Source organism: Geomonas azotofigens, from assembly GCF_018919395.1.
In the GTDB taxonomy this organism is placed as follows: domain Bacteria; phylum Desulfobacterota; class Desulfuromonadia; order Geobacterales; family Geobacteraceae; genus Geomonas; species Geomonas azotofigens.
Genome location: NZ_JAHLME010000003.1, coordinates 850931 through 869964, shown reverse-complemented (window position 1 = coordinate 869964; position 19034 = coordinate 850931). Strand labels below are relative to the sequence as shown.

Below are 19034 nucleotides of genomic sequence, written 5' to 3'. Positions count from 1 at the left end.
AACTGCGCATCTGTGTCCACGACCTGAACCTCCTTTTTCGTTATTCCGACGCGAAGGGAGTTTCACGGTCCGTGCCAGATAGGGGCGACAGCGCAACTTGCTGAAAAAGCGTCTGTCCTGAGATTCAAGCCGGGCCGGCACTAACGCATTGAGTGCAAGGATTTGCACCATAACCGAGCGGCCTTGCACACCTCATTCATCCAGGAAGCCGTGCTCTTTGAGCTTGTACTGTAGTGAGCGTCGCGACATGCCCAGCTCCTGCGCGGCAAGCCGGCGGTTGCCGCCATGCTTCGCTATCGCCTGCGCGATGAGGTCTCGCTCGGCGCCTTTCAGGCGTTCCCTGCTGTCCAATGCCCCTTCCCGGGACGCGGAGACGATCTCATCCGGGAGCGTCGCCGCCCGAACCTGTTCCCTGGAAAGGATCGCCGCCCGCTCCATCACGTTTTGCAGCTCGCGAACGTTACCCGGCCAGTGATAGCGGCGCAGGGCGGCGACGGCGTCATGTTCGATCCCCTTCAGCTGTTTGCCCAGTTGAGAGCTGAAGCGCTGCATGAAGTATTCGGCCAAAACAGCTATGGCATCGGTTCTTTCACGCAGGGAAGGGATTCGCAGCGGGAACACGTTGAGCCGGTAGTAGAGGTCCTCGCGGAAGCGTCGCTCTCCCACCTCCTCGCGCAGGTTCCGGTTGGTCGCGGCGATGATGCGAACGTCGGCCTTGATCTCCCGGGTGCCGCCCACCCGTTCGAAGGACCGCTCCTGGATCACTCGCAGCAGTTTCGCCTGGAGCGAAAGGGGCATCTCGCCGATTTCGTCAAGGAAGATGGTGCCCCCCCGGGCCAACTCGAATTTGCCCTGGCGAGCCTGGATGGCGCCGGTGAAGGCCCCCTTTTCATGGCCGAACAGCTCGCTCTCCAGGAGGTTTTCCGGAATGGCGGCGCAGTTTATGGCGACGAAGGCGCCCTTTTCTCTCCGGCTCATCAGGTGAATGATCCTGGCGACCAGCTCCTTACCGGTGCCGCTTTCGCCGAGGATGAGCACGTTGGCCATGGTGGCGGCCACGTCATGCACCAGTTGCCGCACCGGACGCATGGCCTCGCCTGCAAAAAGGAGTTCCTCCGGCGGCAGCCCCGCGGCCTCTGATTCTTTGAGGGAAAGGTACTCCCGGGTCCGGCTCTGGGTCTCGATGGTTCGTTGCACCAGCGTGAGCAGAGCCTGGGGATCGCTGAGGGGTTTGGTGAGGAAGTCGACCGCTCCTTCCTTGATGGCGCAGACAGCCTGGTCGACCGTGCCGAACGCGGTGAGGAAGATGAAAGGAGGAGCCGCCGGGTCCGGCCGGGTCTCGCGAAACAGGTCGAGACCGCTCTTGCCCGGGAGATTCAGGTCGGAAACAACCACGTCGAACCCGGTTTGGCGCAGCAGGCGCAGCGCCTTGAGGCCATCGACCGCCGTCTCCACCTGGTACCCTTCGTCCTGGAGAATGGTTTGCATAAAGGCACGGAAGGTAGCGTCATCCTCGACAACCAGCACGGTTCCTTTCATCTGCGGCTCCTCAATGTCCTCAACGTGTGCGGGGAAGGGTCAGCGTGACCGTGGTCCCCTCCCCCACCCCGCTCTTAAGCGATATCCGGCCACCATTCGCCTCGACGATCTTCTTGCACAGCGCCAACCCCAGCCCGGTTCCCCGGGGCTTCGTGGTGAAGAACGGCTCGAAGACGAGCGGTTGGTGCTCTTCCGCTATGCCGGGCCCGTTGTCCCGGACCGAAAGGGAGGCCTCCGCGCCGGAACTTTCGGCGTCGATGCGGAGCTCGCCCCCGTGCTCCATGGCCTGAACCGCGTTGTGCAAAAGGTTCAGCAGCGCCTGTTCGATCCGGTCCCGGTTGCCGCGAACCAGTAGCCCATCGGGACAGCTCCAGGTCACCGCTACATGATGGGCCTCGGCGTCCGGTCGTAACAGGGCGACCGTGTCCTCGACCAGGGGGGCAAGGGGGAAGTGGTCAGGGGCCTGCGGCTCGTCGGTCGCGTACGCCAGGAGGTCGTTCACCAGGCTCTCCAGGCGCACCGCCTCGGCGACGATGCTGCGGGCGAAGGCGGCGTTGCGCGATTCCTGGGGCCTGGCGGCGATCACCTGGGCGAACCCCTTGATCCCCGCCAGCGGGTTGCGAATCTCGTGGGCAAGCACCGCGCCCATTTCACCAAGCTTGGCCAACGCCTCCCTGCGTGCGAGCTCATCGCGGTGGCGCTCCTCGCGAACGGCATAACGCGCCAGGCCGATGCTCAGCAGCCATCCAACGCCCACGAGGGCCAGCACGATGGTCATGTTCAGCCTGGCGCGCCGGACCACGGCATCGGCGCGGTAGGTGTGCAGGGTAAGCACCAGGTCCAGCGGCTCTCCCCCCACGTTGACCGGCGAGGCGAACTGGTAGGCGCGTTCACCGGTGCCAAGCGCGACGCGGGTCTCAGACCTGCTGAACAGCGGGAGGTTGCCGGCGGAGCCGCGCTCGACGGCGGTGCCGACGAGATCGGGGTTGGAATGGAAGCGATAGACGCCACCCCCGTCGATCAGGGCGAAATACGCAACATCGGGAGGGTGGAAGGCGTGGAGCGTTTTCAAAGAGGGATCGTTCACGGCGAGATGCTCGATGGCCGTGGTGAGCGAAAGCGCGACCCCCCGCAGGTTTTCCCGCGCTATGGGGCCCGCCTCCCGGTAGTCGTAGACGGCGAACCAGAGCAAGCAGCAGGTAACGGAGACGCCCAGCAGCAGTATGGCTTTCTTGAACATGTGCGTCCTACGCCCCGTTCCGTAGCGGCATCACCCCGGTCAGTGCTCCTTTATCTCCAGGGCGACGTCGGTGTCCCCAGAGGCGCTGCGCCCGAGTTTGTCGGTTATCTTCCAGTGCACCTTTATCGGCGTGCCGGGCTGGTACGGCTGCGGCTTCCTGGTCTTGAGCACCCCCGCCATGTCGAAGACGGATTGATAAACGTCCCCCTCGATCCTGCCGCCATCGGCGCCCGACAGGGTTAATTCCTTGATCTCCACGGGACGGTCGAAAAAGGCGTCGATCTCCTCGACATTGGCGGCCCCTTTCTCCTTCATGCCAACGACACCCATGAGCCGCGGCGCGGCAAGTGGCAAGACCGCACTCTCATCGGCCCTGGCAACCAGTTTCTCAAGCGGACCTTCCGCCCCCTCGACCTTGATGACCACCTTGGCCACAGCGCCAAACTGGCGCAAGGTCAGCACCACCGCGTTTACCAGCCCCTGCCGCAGTTGCTGGTCGTCCTTGACGGCGTTCAGCTCCTTGCTGAAGTTCACGGTCGTCGTACCGGCGGACTCGGAGATATCGAGGACGCGGCTCCCCACCGGAAACGGCTGCGCCAGTTCACCCTGGTACGACTTCTGATCCCCCATGCCAGCGATGAGTTTGCCCAGCGCAACCTTCTTGAGGCTCGCCTCATCGAAGCTGAAGAACGGTAACGGAAGCACCTTGCCGGCCTCCCGGGCGGAGGGGAAATAGATGACGAAGCCGTAGCAGGTCCCCTTGTCCACGGGCGGCACCTGGCCGAAGTACTTCACGAAGGAAGCGGTGGCGTTCACCCTCCCCTTCGCTTCAGGAGGCGGCTCCTGACGGGAAGTACACCCGACAAACAGGGAGAGGAGAAGAAAGAGGGACACGGTGCGTACGTTTCGGGCAAGGGCAACGGTGGTCATGGTAAGTATCCTCTAAGGTATTTTAGAGAAAAACGCCAGTCGATAATTCTTATAGTTCGACAACTTATGCTTACAGGGCGAACCATGCGATACTACAGCGGCTGAAGAGGACGGGAGAACGCAGGGGGGAAAGGGAAAAACGAAGGGCGGCTCCGGGTGAGGAGCCGCCCCGGCCGTAACTACTTGACGGTGTACCAGAACTTGGTGTTGCGCACCTGGCCGTCTTTCAGCTTGAACTTGCACATCACGCCGTACTTGCCCTTCTTGGAGAGATCGAAGTCAGCGCCGAAGTGCCCCTGCATCCCCATCAGGTCCTTGGTCTGCTCGGACTTGTCCGGGCCCTGGACCTTCGCCGTCACCTGGCCTTCGGTGAGCGGCTTGCCGGTCTTGGCGTCCTTGAACTCGACGGCGATGTGGTGGGTTTCTTTCATTCCCTTGGGGAGTTCCATCTTCATGGCGGCCATGTGCTCCTTCATGCTCATGACCTTGAAGGTGGCCTTCACGCCGTTGACGACTTCCTGGTGAGCGACGGCGCCCATATCGTGGTCCATCTTCATGTCGCCGTGCCCCATATCCATGGAACCGTGGTCCATGGCGAAAGAAGCTACAGGAGCGGTCAAAGCGAGAGCGGCGGCAACCAGAACGACGAGTTTCTTCATGATGATTCTCCTTTTGCGTGAAAAATAATCTGTTATTGACTAAGCACGTGGTGTGCCAAGAGCTAAAGTGCCATTGCTACGCGGCGTCACCGCGTCGTGCCACAAGTGGTTTGAGGAATATTCCACTGCGGCAGTAGCATATTCGTCTAATGCTTCATCCCCGAGTACTTCAGTTTCCCTTTCTTGAGATCATGCTTCTTCATCAACACGAAGATCACCGGGGTCATGATGAGCACGTGCACCGCGGACGATATCATCCCGCCGATCATGGGTGCCGCGATCGGTTTCATCACGTCGGCGCCGGTCCCCGAGGACCACATGATGGGGACCAAGCCGATCAGGGCGACGGCGACGGTCATCAGTTTGGGACGCAACCTGAGCACGGCTCCCTCGAAGGTGGCGTCGTAGATGTCCTGCTCGGTGACCGGCCCCTTCAATAGCTTCTTGTCCAGCGCCTCGTGCAGGTAGATGACCATGACCACGCCGGTCTCGACGGCGATCCCGTACAGCGCGATGAAACCGACCCAGACGGCGACCGACATGTTGTAGCCAAGGAGCTTCACCAGGTAGACCCCGCCGACCAGCGCGAACGGGACCGAGAGCATGACCATGCTCGCCTCCAGCGCCGAGTGGAAGGTGAAGTAGAGCAGGATGAAGATAATCAGGATGCCGGCGGGAACGAGCATCTGCAGCCGCGCCTTGGCGCGCACCTGGTTCTCCCATTGGCCGGACCAGGCAACGTAGTAGCCCGGGGGGAGCTTCATCTGCTTCTCGAGCACGGTCTTCGCCTCGTTGACGAAGCCGCCCATGTCGCGGCCGCGCACGTTCAGGAAGACGATGGAGCGCAAGAGACCGCCTTCGCTGTTGATCTCCGGCGCGCCGGTGGAGACCTTCAGCTTGGTCACCAGCGACAGCGGCACCTGGGCCCCTTCCATCCCCGAAACGAGGATGCGCTGGATGGACGGGATGTCGCTGCGCATCTCGCGCATGTAACGCAGGCGGATCGGGAAGCGGTTGCGCCCTTCCACCGAGGTGGAGAGCATCTCGCCCCCCAGGGCCGTGGAGATGACCTCCTGGATGTCGCCCACCGAGACCCCGTAACGAGCGGCGGCCTCGCGGTCGATGTCGATGTCGATGTAGTTGCCACCGGTCACCCGTTCCGCGACCACGTCGGCCGCACCCGGCACGGTCTTCAGGATCCCCTCGGCCTCAACCGCCAAGTCCTTCAGGACGTTGAGGTCGGAGCCGAAGATCTTGACGCCCAAGTCGGTGCGCACCCCGGTGGAGAGCATGTTGATGCGGTTGATGATGGGCTGGGTCCAGCCGTTTCTGACCCCGATCTGCTGCAGCTTGCCGTCCAGTTCTGAGACGATGTCGGCCTTGGTCACGCCGGGGCGCCACTTGTCCTTGGGCTTCAGGATGATGATGCTCTCGAACATGGAGACCGGCGCGGGATCGGTCGAGGTTTCGGCGCGCCCGACCTTGCCGAGCACGTGCTCCACCTCGGGGACGCTCTTGATCACCGTGTCCTGGACCTGGATCAGGCGCTTCGCCTCATTGATGGAGATGTTGGGGAGCGTCACCGGCATGTAGAGGAGCGATCCCTCGTCCAAGGGGGGCATGAACTCGCTGCCGATACTCATGAACATCGGGATGGCGACGGCGAGCGCAATAACGTTCAGCGCGATGGTGGTCTTCTTCCACTTGAGCACCCAGCGGATCACCGGCGAGTACAGCTTGATGAAGAAGCTCGATACCGGGTTCGAACTCTCCGGCGGCATCTTGCCCCGCATCAGGTAGTACATCAATACCGGCACCAGGGTGATGGCGATGAAGGCGGACCCCATCATGGAGAAGGTCTTGGTGAAGGCGAGCGGGTGGAACATCTTTCCTTCCTGCCCTTCGAGCAGGAACACCGGCACGAAGGAGAGGATGATGATGGCCAGCGAGAAGAAGATGGCGCGCCCGACCTGCTTGGCCGAGGCGATGATCACGTCGAGGCGCCTCTCGCGCCGCTCTTCGGGAGGCATCTCGGAGAGGTGGCGGTAGCAGTTCTCCACCATGATGACGCCGGCGTCGACCAGGACGCCGATGGCGATGGCGATCCCGCCCAAGGACATGATGTTGGAGGTCACCCCCATGAGCTTCATGGTGATGAACGAGATCAGCACCGCGATGGGAAGCGTCAGCACGATGACCAGGGCGCTCTGGAAGTGGAGCAGGAACACGAGTATCACCAGCGACACCACGATGGACTCCTCCATGAGAGAGGATTTCAGCGTGTGGATGGCGCGCTCGATCAGGTCGCTGCGGTCGTAGGAGACCATGATCTTGACGCCGGGAGGGAGCCCCTTTTCCAGGGAGACGATCTTCTCCTTGACCCGGTCGATGACGTCCTTCGCGTTCTCGCCGTAGCGCATGACCACGATGCCGCCCACCGCCTCGCCCTGCCCGTTCATGTCCAGCATGCCGCGCCGGATGGCGCCGCCCAGCTGCACCGTGCCCAAGTTCTTGACGTAGATGGGGGTGCCTCGCATGTCGGCGCCGACCACGATGTTTTCAAGGTCCGCCGTCGATTTCACGTAGCCGCGGCCGCGGATCAGGTACTCCGCGTCGGCCTGTTCCAGGAGCCTGCCGCCCACGTCGTTGTTGGACTTCTTGATCGCGTCGGCTACCTGGCCGACCTTGATGTTGTAGGCGAAGAGACGGTTGGGGTCGAGGTCGACCTGGTACTCGCGCACGAAGCCGCCGATGGAGGCGACCTCGGCCACGCCGGGGACGGTGTTCAGCTGGTAGCGCACGAACCAGTCCTGCAGGGTCCGCAACTGCTCGAGGTCGTACCCCTTCCCTTCCAGCGTGTACCAGAAGACGTGACCGACACCGGTGCCGTCGGGGCCGAGCGTCGGCACGACGCCCTGCGGCAGCAGGCTGGCGGCGTAGTTCAGGCGCTCGAGGACGCGGGTCCTGGCCCAGTAGATGTCCGCCTTGTCCTCGAAAATCACGTAGATCATGGAGAAGCCGAAGGCGGAGGAGGCGCGCACGGCGCGGACCTGCGGCAGCCCCTGCAGGTTCACCGCCAGCGGATAAGTGACCTGGTCCTCGACCACCTGAGGCGAGCGGCCTGGGTAATCGGTGAAGACGATGACCTGGTTGTCGGAGAGATCAGGTATCGCGTCCACCGGCGTCTTGTAGACCGCCCAGACCCCCCAGGCGATCAGCAGGGCGAACAGCATCAGCACTATCACCCGGTTGCGGGCGGAATATTCGATGATCTTTTCAATCATGTAAAACCTCAGTGCTCATAGTAATTCCAACAACTACATCTTCATGTCGCCCATATCCATGCTGCCGCCTTTTTTGGGCGCGGCCGGTGCGGCCGGGGCACCGTGACCCTGGTGATCGCCCGCTCCCGGTGCGGCCGGTGCGGCCGGAGTTGCGGCCCCGCCGGTATGCCCTTCGTGACCGCCGCCACCGCTGCCGCCGGCGAGCTGCGACTCGGAATCGATCAGGTAGCCTCCGGAAGCCGCCACCTTGTCACCCTGCTTCAGGCCGGAAAGGATCTGCACCTTGTCGCCGACGCGTGCGCCAACCTGCACGTCATGCGGTTCGAACATGCCGGGCTGGGACTCGACCCAGACCACCTGGCGCTTGCCGGTGTCCATGAGCGCGGTGGCCGGAACCACCAGCGCGTTCCCCAGCGGCGCCTTAATGGAGGCGTTGACGAACATGTCGGGTTTCAGCTTGAGCCCGGGGTTGGCGAGTTCCACCCTCACCTTCACGGTCCGGGTCTTGGGATCGAGGAAGGGGTAGATGAAGGAGACGCGCCCGGAGAAGGTCTTGCCCGGGTACGATTGGGAGAGGATTTCCACCCGCTGCCCCATCTTCACGAAGCTGAACTCGTTCTCGTACACCTCGACGTCCACCCAGACGGTGGAGAGGTCGGCGATGTTGAAGAGCGGGTCGCCCATGTTGACGTACTGCCCTTCCTGGACCACCTTCTCGATCACGACGCCCGAGAGCGGCGTGTAGATGGGGAGCTTGATGTTGGGGTGTCCCGCCTTCTCCAGGCCGGCGATCTGCTCGTCCTTCACCCCGAGGAGTTTCAGTCGCTGGCGCGCGGAGGCCACCAGCCCCTCACCGCCCTGGGAAATGGCGTCGATGCTCGACTTCTTGAACTGCTCGCGGCTTCTCAGGGCCAGCAGATATTCCTGCTGCGCGGCGACCAGGTCCGGCGAGTAGATCTCGGCGACCGGCCTTCCCTTGGAGACGAAGGCGCCCACCGTGTTCACGTTCAGCTTGTCGATGCGGCCCGCCACCCACGCGGTCACCTTCGCCTGCCTGGACTGGTCGTACTGGACGATGCCGACGGCGTTGATCTCCTTGGATAGCGGTGCGTAATCGGCCGGCACCGTGGCTACGTTGGCCATGACCGACTGGGTCGGCGACAGCGAGACGTGCCCGAGCATCTTCTGCTCCTCGGCGCTGGCCTGGGTCCCCTCAACCTTCTTGATCAGCTGCATGCCGCAGATGGGGCAGGTTCCCGGCTTGTCCTTGATGATGAAGGGGTGCATGGCGCAGGTGTAGAGCACCTGTCCCTGGGCCGCCTTTTCCTTCCCGGCCGGCGCCTGGTGCTTCTGGTGCCACAGGTAGTATCCGCCGCCGGCTGCAGCCACTACCAGGACGAGAACGATGGGAATTGCGACCTTGACGCTTTTGTTCATGAATAAGTACCTCGCGGGGTAATAAATTTCACTTTGCAGGGATTACTGCAGGTCCTTGCCCACCAACGCTTCGAGCTGGGCCAGCTTCATCTGGTAATCAGCCATCGAATCGTAATATTCGCGCTCGTAATTGAACAGGGTGACCCGGTTGTCCAAGAGGGTCAGGAAGTCCACCTTGTTGACCCGGTAGCCGATGACCGCCGACTCCAGCGACTGCTCCGCCTGCGGGATGATGCCGGTGAGGTACAGGTCGATCAGCTTCCTGCGCCGCTCCATCTGCGCCAGGAGGTCGTTCACTCCCGAAGAGATGGTGTTGCGCGCTCCGTTCAGTTCCTCGCTGGCCATGTTGATCTCGGAGGAGGACTCGGCCCGCATGGCGGCGCGCCGCTCCTTCTGGATGGGGAGGTTGAAGGTGACGCCCAGCGAGTACATGTCGGAACCGTCGCTCCCCATGGCCTTCTGGCGCTGCATGTACTCGAATGAGACGTTGAAGTCGGGGTAGGATTCCTTCTGCGCCAGCAGGTGCCCCGCCCTCCCCTTCTCGATCTGCGCCTTGACCGACTTGAGCTGCGGCCGGTTCTCCTCGGCGAGGTCGACCAACTGCTCCGGGGTGTAGGTGAAGGGCGACAGTTTGAAGTCCGCGACAGCGCCGACCTTGGTGCTCTGGGGGCGGTTCAGCAACGAGTTCAGGCTCACCTCGAGGCTGCGGCGCTGCTGCTCCAGCGAGATCTTCATGTCGAGCATCTTGGAACGTTCCAGGAGGGCCTTGTAGATATCCTGCTGCGCCCCCTGCCCGACCGAGTACTTGGTCTGCGCCAGGGTGATGAAGTCGTCGAGAATCTTGATGTTCTTGTCGATGATCGCCAGGGACTTGTCGGTGAAGTAGACCTGGTAGTAGGCCTCGCGCACCATCCGGGTCAGTTCGAGCTTGCGCTCCTCGACGGTCCAGCGGTAGGTCTCCGCCTCGGCGGAAGCTATGTCTTCCTTCAGCTTCCTCTTGCCGGCAAACGGGATCAACTGGCTGATGCCGACCACCTTCTGGGTCATGGAGTCCTTGTTGAAGCTAAGCGGATCGGTGACGATCATGTTTTGCAGCTTCAGCATCAGCATGGGATCTTCGAGGGCCCCCGCCTGCTTGATGCGGCTCTTATACATCTCCCAACGCGCAGAGGACGACTTGAGTTCGGGATTGTTGGTCAAAGCCGTCTGAACCAGTTGGTCGAGGTTTTCCGTGGCGGGTTTTGCCTCTTCGGCGAGAACCGCAGGGGCGGTCATCAGGATGGACAACAACAGGTACAGCGGGAAAAGCCGGTATTTCATGGCGACTCCAGAAACGTGGCGGTAGCGTTCACAATGGATCTACACGATCCGTGCCCACTTCTAAATGCCTGTTTTCCATAGCATCACGCAGTGCGGACTCTCCACAATGCGAAGGATATTCGGCAGTTATCGTGGAATATTATACACAACAGAACGGGCTTGTCTTATCATTGATCCTTCGGCTCAAAAAGAAAAATCTGAAGGACACCCTCTTGAAATAGTGTGTGGTCCTCCAGATCTTTCTATGTACCGACAGGTTTCTGCCTTCTACGCGCTGATCAAGCCGTCTTTCAAATGGATGGTTCGATCCGAATAAGCGCCGTTTTCCGGGTTATGAGTGACCATCACCACCGTCTGTCCCGCTTCATTCAGTTGCCTGAACAGCGCCATGACTTCCTCGCTGGTTTTGGAATCGAGGTTACCCGTCGGTTCGTCCGCGAGCAGGATGTGCGGGTTGTTGACGATGGCGCGGGCGATCGCGACGCGTTCCTGCTCGCCCCCGGAGAGCTGATTGGGGAGCCGGTCGGTCTTGGAACCAAGCCCAACCCGCTCCAGCGCCTGGCGGGCCGCCTCTTTCTTGGCGGCCGTGCTCATCTTCACGATGGCCAGCGGCAGCATGACGTTCTCCAGGGCGGTCAGGTACTGGATCAGGTGGAACGACTGGAACACGAAACCAAGGTTCTGCGCCCTGAAGTCGGCCAACTCCTCGCTTTTCAACTGGTACAGCTTAACCCCTGCCATCTCGACCTCGCCGCTGGTGGGATGGTTCATCCCGCCCAGGACCGAGAGGAGCGTGCTCTTGCCCGAGCCGGACTGCCCCATGATGGTGATGAACTCGCCCGCCTCGATGGTTATGTCCACGCCGCGCAGCGCCTCGACCAGGTCGGAGCCGGTCTGGTACTGCTTCTTCACGTTCTTCATCTGTATGATCGCCATGTCGTCCTCTCTAAAGTGCCCGAAGGGCCTCGGTCGGGTCCATCTTGCTCGCGTGCAGCGCCGGGTAGAGACTCGCCAGGATGCCGAGCAGCAGCGCCAGCGCTATCGAGCCAAAGGCAATCGTGGTGTCCCAGACCAGGTGGGCATTCTTGGTTTCGGCCATGAACGGAAGCGCGAGCTTGGCGCCCCCCATACCCGCCGCGTAGCCGAGCACGCCGGCCAGAAGGCTCACCAACGCGGCCTCCAGCAGGATGATGCGCATGATGTGGCTCTTTCTGAAGCCGATGGCACGAAAGACACCGATTTCGGTGGTGCGCTCGTTGACGCTCCCCATCATGGTCACGAAGACGATGAGGGAGCCGATGAAGACGACGACGCTGGCCATGGCATAGGAGAAGCGTTTGAACTGGTCCAGGGCCTTGAGACGTCCGGCCACCACCTGCTGGATCGCGGAAACCTTGCTGTCCGGGAGCAGCTCAGCGATCTGGTTGACCATGTCGGAGATCGGGCAACCAGAGCAGAGAGCCGCGACCTCGGCCATGGTGATCTTCCCTTCCTTGCCGAGGATCTTCTGCGCCTTGGGCAGCGCGATGAAGACCAGGGAATCGTCCTGCGAACCGGTCTGGTTCAGGACGCCGGCGACCTTGAACTTCTCGCCCTTGATCTCGAAGCTGTCGCCCGACGTCGCGTTGAGGGTGTTGGAGGCGTCGCTCCCCAAGAGGACCTCGTTGTCGCCCTTGGGCTCGCTGCCGAAGATCTGCCACCACTGCTTCATCTTCAGTTCGGCCGCGAAGTCGACGCCGACCAGCAGCACGTCGTGCGTCCCCACCTTGACGCCGCCCAGTACCTTGGGCGAGATGGAGGAGATGTTCTTGTTGTTCTTGATCTTGCGGACCTTGTCCAGGTCCTCCTGCTTGATCTCGCGCTGATCGAAGGTGACACCCCCGAGGTTGATGCCGCCATAGTTCATGGACAGGCCGTTGCTCTGCGGGGTGATCAGGATGTTGGCGCCGAACTCGTCCATCTTCCGCTCGATGTCGTTGGACATGGAGCGGGTCAGGGTGACCAGGGTCACGATGGTGGCGATGCCGACCATGAGGCCGATGGTCAAAAACGCCATCTTGGCCTTGCGGCGTTTCAGGTTGTTGATCGAGATGGTGTGCAGTTTCATCTTGTCTCCGAGATGCGTGTCGATCGGTGCAAGTAAGGGCGAATGATTATTCGCCCCTACAGTGGACGTGTGTTCGTTGCTGACCATACCCTCGCCCCCTGGGAGAGGGTGGCCGAAGGCCGGGTGGTTGTCCGTCGCTGACCATACCCTCGCCCTCCGGGAAAGGGTGGCCGAAGGCCGGGTAAAGGGAGGTCGCCGGCATTGAAAGCTGCCGCGGGACCGAGGAGGAGGAGCCCCGCGACAGCCTTTTTCAACGACGACCGGATAACGTTTAATCAAGTGTCATGCCAAAGGACGATACAGGGGCTAACTCCCCGTATTCCCGTTTCAGCACAGTGCCGACGTCAAGACACGGCAACGGCCGCGGGGGAATATTCCACGTACTCAGCAGAATATTCCACACACGGCCGTGGTGCCGTTACTTGCCCGCCTCGTCACTTCTGACCAGCTTCATCCCGCAGATCGAACAATCCGCGGACGGATCATCGCTGGTGATCCAGGGGTGCATCGGGCAGGCATACAGGGCTCCCTTCGCGGCGACAGGCTTGATGGTAGCCTTTTTCCCGAAAAAGAACCAGAGGTTGCCGGCGATGAGCGCCACTCCGCCCAACGTTACGAGTATTTGAGCCGTGTCCATGGTTATCCCCTCTCTACGGTAAACCCGCGCAAACGCAGCGCGTTACTGACCACGCTCACGGACGAGAGCGCCATGGTGAGCGAAGCGATGATCGGGCTTAGGAGCCACCCGGTGAACGGGTACAGGATCCCCGCCGCGATCGGTATGCCGAGGATGTTGTAAATGAAGGCGAAGAACAGGTTCTGCTTGATGTTGGCGATGGTGGCGCGGGAGAGCGCGATGCTGGAGATGACGCCGTTTAGGTCGCCGCGTACCAGCGTGATGTCGGCCGCCTCGATGGCGACGTCGGTGCCGCTCCCCATGGCGATGCCGACGTCGGCCTGCGCCAGCGCCGGGGCGTCGTTGATGCCATCCCCAACCATGGCCACCACCTTGCCCTGCGCCTGCAGTTTCTTGACCTCTTCCCCCTTGCCGTCCGGCAGCACCTCGGCGACCACCCGGTCCACGCCTACCTGACGGGCGATGGAATCTGCGGTGCGACGATTGTCGCCGGTCAGCATGATCACCTCGAGCCCGAGGTCGTGCAGGCGCTTAACGGCGGCGGCGGACGTCTCCTTGATCGGGTCGGCGACAGCGATGACGCCTGCGAAACTCCCGTCGATGGCTACCAGCACCGGCGTTTTTCCCGCGTCGGCGAGCCGGTGCGCCTTCGACGGATCGACGGCGATGCCGTGGTTGGTGAGGAGCAGTTCGGTGCCGATCAGTATCTTTTTCCCGCCGACCTCTGCCTCGATGCCGTGACCGGGTATGGCGTTGAAACCGCTCACCGGCAGCCGGTCAAGCCCCTGCTCTTCCGCCGAGCGCACAATCGCCTCGCCGAGTGGGTGCTCGCTCCCCGCTTCAGCGGAGGCAGCCAACCGCAGCAAGGTCTGCCGGTCCGGCCCCTCGGTCTCGACGTCGGTAACGACCGGGACGCCGCGGGTGATGGTGCCGGTTTTGTCCAGCACCACGGTGGTCAGCTTGTGGGCGGTTTCCAGCGCCTCACCCCCCTTGATCAGGATGCCGCTCTGGGCGCCGCGCCCGGTGCCGACCATGATGGCGGTCGGGGTGGCAAGACCGAGGGCGCAGGGGCAGGCGATGATCAAAACGGAGACGAAGGTGAGTACCGCCATGTTGAGACGCGTCTCGGGCGGCGAGACGTCAAACCAGATCACGAAGGTGGCGATGGCGAGACTGATGACGACGGGAACGAAGTAGCTCGCGATCAGGTCGGCGAGACGCTGGATGGGAGCCTTGCTCCCCTGGGCCTGCTGCACCAGGCGTACGATCTGCTGCAGCACGGTGTCCTTGCCGATCCTGGTGGCACGCATCCGGAACGAGCCGGTCTTGTTCAGGGTGGCGCCGATCACCGTGTCGCCCGTCTTCTTGTGCACCGGCAGCGGTTCGCCGGTCAGCATGCTCTCGTCGACCGAGGAGGTTCCCTCGACCACCTCGCCGTCGACCGGGACCTTCTCGCCGGGACGCACCACGATCACCTCGCCCAGTTGCACCTCGGTGATGGGGATATCCTCCTCCCTGCCGTCGCGAATCACGCGGGCCAGCTTGGGCTGCAGACCGATCAGCGCGTGAATGGCGCCGCTGGTCTTGCTGCGGGCGCGCGCCTCCAGGAGTCGCCCCATCAGGATCAGGGTGACGATGATGGCCGCCACCTCGTAGTAGACGCCGACCGGCGAGGCCATGGCGTGGCCGTGTGCGCCCGCCGCGCCAGCCCCGGCCATGAGCCATTCGGGAGTGATGGTCGCGACCAGGCTGAAGAGGTATGCGGACAGGGTGCCCAGGGCAACCAGGGTGTTCATGTCCGCCACGCGGTGTTTGGCGGCGGTCCAGGCGCCGGTGAAGAACTCGCGGCCGGCCCAGAACAGCACCGGAGTTGTGAGGGCGAGCTCTACCCAGGAGCGTCCGGGGAAGTTGAAGGCGTCCGCCAGGGCCGGCACCACGTGGCCACCCATGGCCAACACGGCAACCGGCAGGGTCAGGGCCAGCGCCAGCACGAACTTGGTCCGGTTCTTCCGGTACTGCGCCTCGTGCACCTGGGTCTGCGCTTCCAGCATCCCGGCCTCGTCCGCCTCCCCCTCGCCGCCGGACTCCAGTACGTCATAGCCCATGTCGCGCACCACCCGCTTCAGCCCGTCAGGTGTCGTGCCCCTGGGGTCGTACTTGATGGTGGCGCGGGTCGTGGCGAAGTTTACCGCGGCGGTGACGACTCCCGGCGTCGCGTTCAGCGTCTTCTCGATGCGGCCGGCGCACCCGGCGCAGCTCATGCCCAGGAGGGGCAGCTCGCACTGTTCCACCCGCTCCGGTGCGGGCGCCGCGACCGGTGCTGACGCGGTGCCTTCCTCGAGATAGGTCTCGGGCGAGGCCAGGAACTTCTCCAGGCAACTCGCGGAGCAAAATTTATAGGTGACGCCGCCATGCACCGTGGAAAGCGGCGCCGATTCCGGGACCTCCATGCCGCAGACCGGGTCGCGTGTCAAAACTGTTTCAGACATGATTCTCTCCTCCCTTGCCGGCTACTTGAGAAACCGTGACAATGCCGTCTTGACCTCGTCCAGCAACTGCTGCTGGCTCATCGGCTTGGCCTGGTCGTGTTGCTTGTCACCCCCCTGCCCCAAGACGCAGTTCTCGAGGTGACGGGTCAGCAGTTCGACGCCCAACGCATCGAGCGCGGAGCGCACGGCGGAAATCTGGTTCAGGATATCAACGCAGTAGCGCTTCTCCTCCAGCATCCGCTCGATACCGGCTACCTGTCCGGCGATCCTTTTCACGCGGGTATTCAGCTTGTTCTTTGACGAGTCGCTCATGGCTCCCTCCGGTCTTCTAGATACCCCACCGGGGTATCACGTTACAGAAACAATACCCCCAGGGGGTATTACAGGTCAAGCGAGAATTGTAGGGGCGAATAATCATTCGCCCGCCTTTGCCGAACGGGGTGCGGGTAGGCGGAAGAAGCGGCGGGGACAGAATCATACGCCGAGGGTCCCCCTCGCGGAGATCGCAAAGAAAAAGGGGCGAATAATTATTCGCCCCTACAGGTTGATGAGGTAGCCAATCGGTGCACTTAGCTCTTGAGGAACTGCCTCAGCACGAACGGCAGGATCCCGCCGTGGTGGTAATAGTCGAGCTCGTTGGAGGTGTCGATACGCACCAGCACCGTGAACGATCCGGTCGAGCCGTCGACCCTGGTGAAGTTCACCTCGAGTTTCTGCCCCGGCGTAACGCCATCCATGCCGGTCAGATCGAAGCTCTCGGTGCCGTCGAGGCCGATACTCTTGTAGGTCTCGCCCGGCAGGAATTGCAGCGGCAGAATCCCCATCCCCACCAGGTTGGAACGGTGGATCCTCTCGAAGCTCTCGGCGATGACGGCACGGATGCCGAGGAGCTTGGTCCCCTTGGCGGCCCAGTCGCGCGACGAACCGGTGCCGTACTCCTTGCCGGCGATGACGACGAGCGGGGTACCGTCGGCCCGGTAGTTCTCGGCGGCATCGAAGATGGACATCTGCTTGCCGCTGCCGTCGCCCTTGGCAAAGTAGCTGGTCACGCCCCCCTCGACTCCGGGGACCAGCGCGTTTCGGATGCGGGTGTTGGCGAAGGTGCCGCGCACCATCACCTCGTGGTTGCCGCGCCGCGCGCCGTAGGAGTTGAAGTCCTTGGGCTCGATGCCCAGCGACATCAGGTAGCGCCCGGCCGGGGTCGCCTTGCCGATGGAGCCTGCGGGCGAGATGTGGTCGGTGGTGATGGAGTCTCCCAGGAGGGCGAGGCAGCGCGCCCCGGTGATATCGGCGACGGGTTGCGGCTCGCGCGGCAAGTCGAGGAAGAAGGGGGGCTCCTTGATGTAGGTCGAGTCCTCCTGCCACTGGTACAGCTCGCCGCTGGGGACCACGAGGCTGCGCCACTCGTCGTCGCCGTGGAAGACGTCGGCGTAGTTGGTGGCGAAGGAGTCGGCGTGCACGCAGCTTTGCACCAGATCCGCCACTTCCTGGTCGTCCGGCCAGATGTCCTTCAGGTAGACCGGCTCCCCGTTGGGGTCGGTGCCGAGGGGATCGCGGGTCAGGTCGATGGTGATGTTGCCGGCCAGGGCGTAGGCGACCACCAGCGGGGGCGACGCGAGGTAGTTCGCCCGCACGTGCGCGTTGATGCGCCCCTCGAAGTTGCGGTTGCCGGAGAGAACCGCCGCGACCGCGAGATCCCCCTCGACCACCGCGCGGGAGATGTGGTCCGCCAGGGGACCGCTGTTGCCGATACAGGTGGTGCAGCCGTAGCCGACCAGGTGGAAGCGGAGCGCGTCCAGATAGGGCGTCAAACCGGCGGCGGCGAGGTAGTCGGTGACCACCTTGGATCCCGGGGCGAGGCTGGTCTTCACCCAGGGGCGCACCTGGAGGCCGCGCCGCACCGCGTTTCTGGCCAGCACGCCGGCGCCGATCATGACCGAGGGGTTGGAGGTATTGGTGCAGCTGGTGATCGCCGCGATGACGATGGAGCCGTGGCACAGGTTGTAGCTGGTGCCGTCGGGCTGGCGCACCGGGACGCACTGCCCCAGCGAACCGAGCCCCTTGTCCGGATGCTCCGCCATCAGTTCGGGCGCCACGGTGACCGGTGCGCCTCCCTCTCCCAGCCACCGGTTCAGGGTCTCCTTGTCCACGTGGGCCGCGTCCTGCTGCCTCAAGGTGACCAGCTGCCTTCTGAACGAGCCACGCACTTCCTTGAGGCGCACGCGATCCATGGGACGGCTGGGACCGGCGAGCGACGGTTCGACGTCGGCCAGGTCCAGTTCCAGGGTGTCGCTGAACACCGGTTCGGGCCGGTCCGAGGAGCGCCAGAGTTCCTGTTCCTTGAAGTAGGCCTCGACCAGCGGCACCCCCTTGCCCCTTCCGGAGAGTGCCAGGTAGGCCGTGGTCTGCTCGTCGACGGGGAAGACACCGATGGTGGCGCCGTACTCGGGGGCCATGTTGCCGATGGTGGCCCGGTCCGCGATATTGAGCGACGCGGCGCCGGGGCCGTAGAACTCGACGAACTTGCCCACCACCCCCTTCTTCCTGAGCATCTGGGTGATGGTCAGCACCAGGTCCGTCGCGGTGGCGCCGGGGCTCAGGGCGCCGGTCAGGCGGAAGCCGACCACCTGCGGGATGAGCATGGAGCAGGGCTGCCCGAGCATGGCGGCCTCAGCCTCGATCCCGCCGACGCCCCAGCCGACCACGCCCAGGCCGTTGATCATCGTCGTGTGCGAGTCGGTGCCGACCAGGGTATCAGGCAGCACCCACTCCCCGCCGTCCTCGCCGTCAACCGTGTTCACCAACGCCACCTGGGCCAGGTATTCCAGGTTCACCTGGTGGCAGATGCCGGTAGCCGGCGGCACCACGCTGAAGTTCCGGAAGGCGGACTGTCCCCAGCGCAGGAACTGGTAGCGCTCGTGGTTGCGTTCGAACTCCAGCACGGAGTTCGCCTTCAAGGCGAGCTGGCTGCCGTACTGGTCGACCTGGACCGAGTGGTCGATGACCAGGTCGGCGCGCTGCATCGGGTTGATGTCCGAGGGACGCCCGCCGAGGCGGTCCAGGGCGGAGCGCATGGCGGCCAGGTCGGCGACGGCGGGCACGCCGGTGAAGTCCTGCAGGAGGATGCGGGCCGGCATGAACTGTATCTCCTGGTCCGGCTCGGCTTTCGCGTCCCAGCGAGCCACCGCCTCGATGTCCTCCTTTTTCACCACCACGCCGTCCTCGCGGCGCAACAGGTTCTCCAGCAGGATCTTCATGGAGTAAGGAAGGCGGCTGATATCGATACCCGAGTTGGCCGCGAAGGCCTTCAAGGAATGATAGCGGTAGGTCGTGCCGCCCGCGGTGAGCGTGGAGAGGGTATTGTAGCTGTTGGTAACGCTCATGCTTTTCTC

The 19034-nt window shown here is 63.1% G+C and carries 13 protein-coding genes; all 13 read right to left on the bottom strand.

The features are described from left to right. Positions 1-192: 192 nt before the first annotated feature. Positions 193-1539 carry a sigma-54-dependent transcriptional regulator gene (locus KOL99_RS13615; RefSeq protein ID WP_216510994.1) on the bottom strand — a complete coding sequence of 449 codons (1347 nt, stop codon included), beginning with the start codon at positions 1537-1539 and terminating at the stop codon, positions 193-195. 19 nt (positions 1540-1558) lie between these two features. Continuing rightward, positions 1559-2779, bottom strand: a complete 1221-nt coding sequence (locus KOL99_RS13610) for a two-component system sensor histidine kinase NtrB (RefSeq protein ID WP_216510993.1) — start codon at positions 2777-2779, stop codon at positions 1559-1561. Between the two features lie 39 nt (positions 2780-2818). Next, positions 2819-3709, bottom strand: a complete 891-nt coding sequence (locus KOL99_RS13605; RefSeq protein WP_216510992.1) for a GerMN domain-containing protein — start codon at positions 3707-3709, stop codon at positions 2819-2821. A 179-nt stretch (positions 3710-3888) separates the two neighbouring features. Beyond that, entirely contained in the window at positions 3889-4368 is a 480-nt protein-coding gene (locus KOL99_RS13600; RefSeq protein ID WP_216510991.1) for a hypothetical protein, read from the bottom strand. A gap of 146 nt (positions 4369-4514) precedes the next feature. Continuing rightward, a complete protein-coding gene (locus tag KOL99_RS13595; RefSeq protein WP_216510990.1) occupies positions 4515-7652 on the bottom strand; it encodes an efflux RND transporter permease subunit in 3138 nt (1045 codons plus the stop codon). Positions 7653-7685: 33 nt separating this feature from the next. Then, positions 7686-9089: an efflux RND transporter periplasmic adaptor subunit gene (locus KOL99_RS13590; RefSeq protein WP_216510989.1), complete on the bottom strand. Its 1404-nt coding sequence runs from the start codon at positions 9087-9089 to the stop codon at positions 7686-7688. Positions 9090-9131: 42 nt separating this feature from the next. Continuing rightward, positions 9132-10409, bottom strand: coding sequence for a TolC family protein (locus tag KOL99_RS13585; RefSeq protein ID WP_216510988.1), 1278 nt, complete (start codon positions 10407-10409; stop codon positions 9132-9134). 267 nt (positions 10410-10676) lie between these two features. After that, on the bottom strand, positions 10677-11345 hold the full coding sequence (locus KOL99_RS13580) for an ABC transporter ATP-binding protein (protein ID WP_216510987.1): 669 nt from the start codon (positions 11343-11345) through the stop codon (positions 10677-10679). Positions 11346-11355: 10 nt separating this feature from the next. Continuing rightward, positions 11356-12516, bottom strand: coding sequence for an ABC transporter permease (locus KOL99_RS13575; protein WP_216510986.1), 1161 nt, complete (start codon positions 12514-12516; stop codon positions 11356-11358). A gap of 418 nt (positions 12517-12934) precedes the next feature. After that, positions 12935-13153, bottom strand: a complete 219-nt coding sequence (locus tag KOL99_RS13570) for a heavy metal-binding domain-containing protein (protein ID WP_216510985.1) — start codon at positions 13151-13153, stop codon at positions 12935-12937. Between the two features lie 2 nt (positions 13154-13155). Then, complete coding sequence (locus tag KOL99_RS13565) at positions 13156-15642, bottom strand: heavy metal translocating P-type ATPase (protein WP_216510984.1); 2487 nt, start codon at positions 15640-15642, stop codon at positions 13156-13158. Positions 15643-15663: 21 nt separating this feature from the next. Further along, positions 15664-15954: a metal-sensitive transcriptional regulator gene (locus KOL99_RS13560; protein ID WP_183346158.1), complete on the bottom strand. Its 291-nt coding sequence runs from the start codon at positions 15952-15954 to the stop codon at positions 15664-15666. A 257-nt stretch (positions 15955-16211) separates the two neighbouring features. Further along, the gene (gene acnA / locus KOL99_RS13555; protein ID WP_216510983.1) at positions 16212-19025 is read right to left on the bottom strand and encodes an aconitate hydratase AcnA; all 2814 of its coding nucleotides are present in this window, start codon (positions 19023-19025) and stop codon (positions 16212-16214) included. Positions 19026-19034 lie beyond the last annotated feature (9 nt).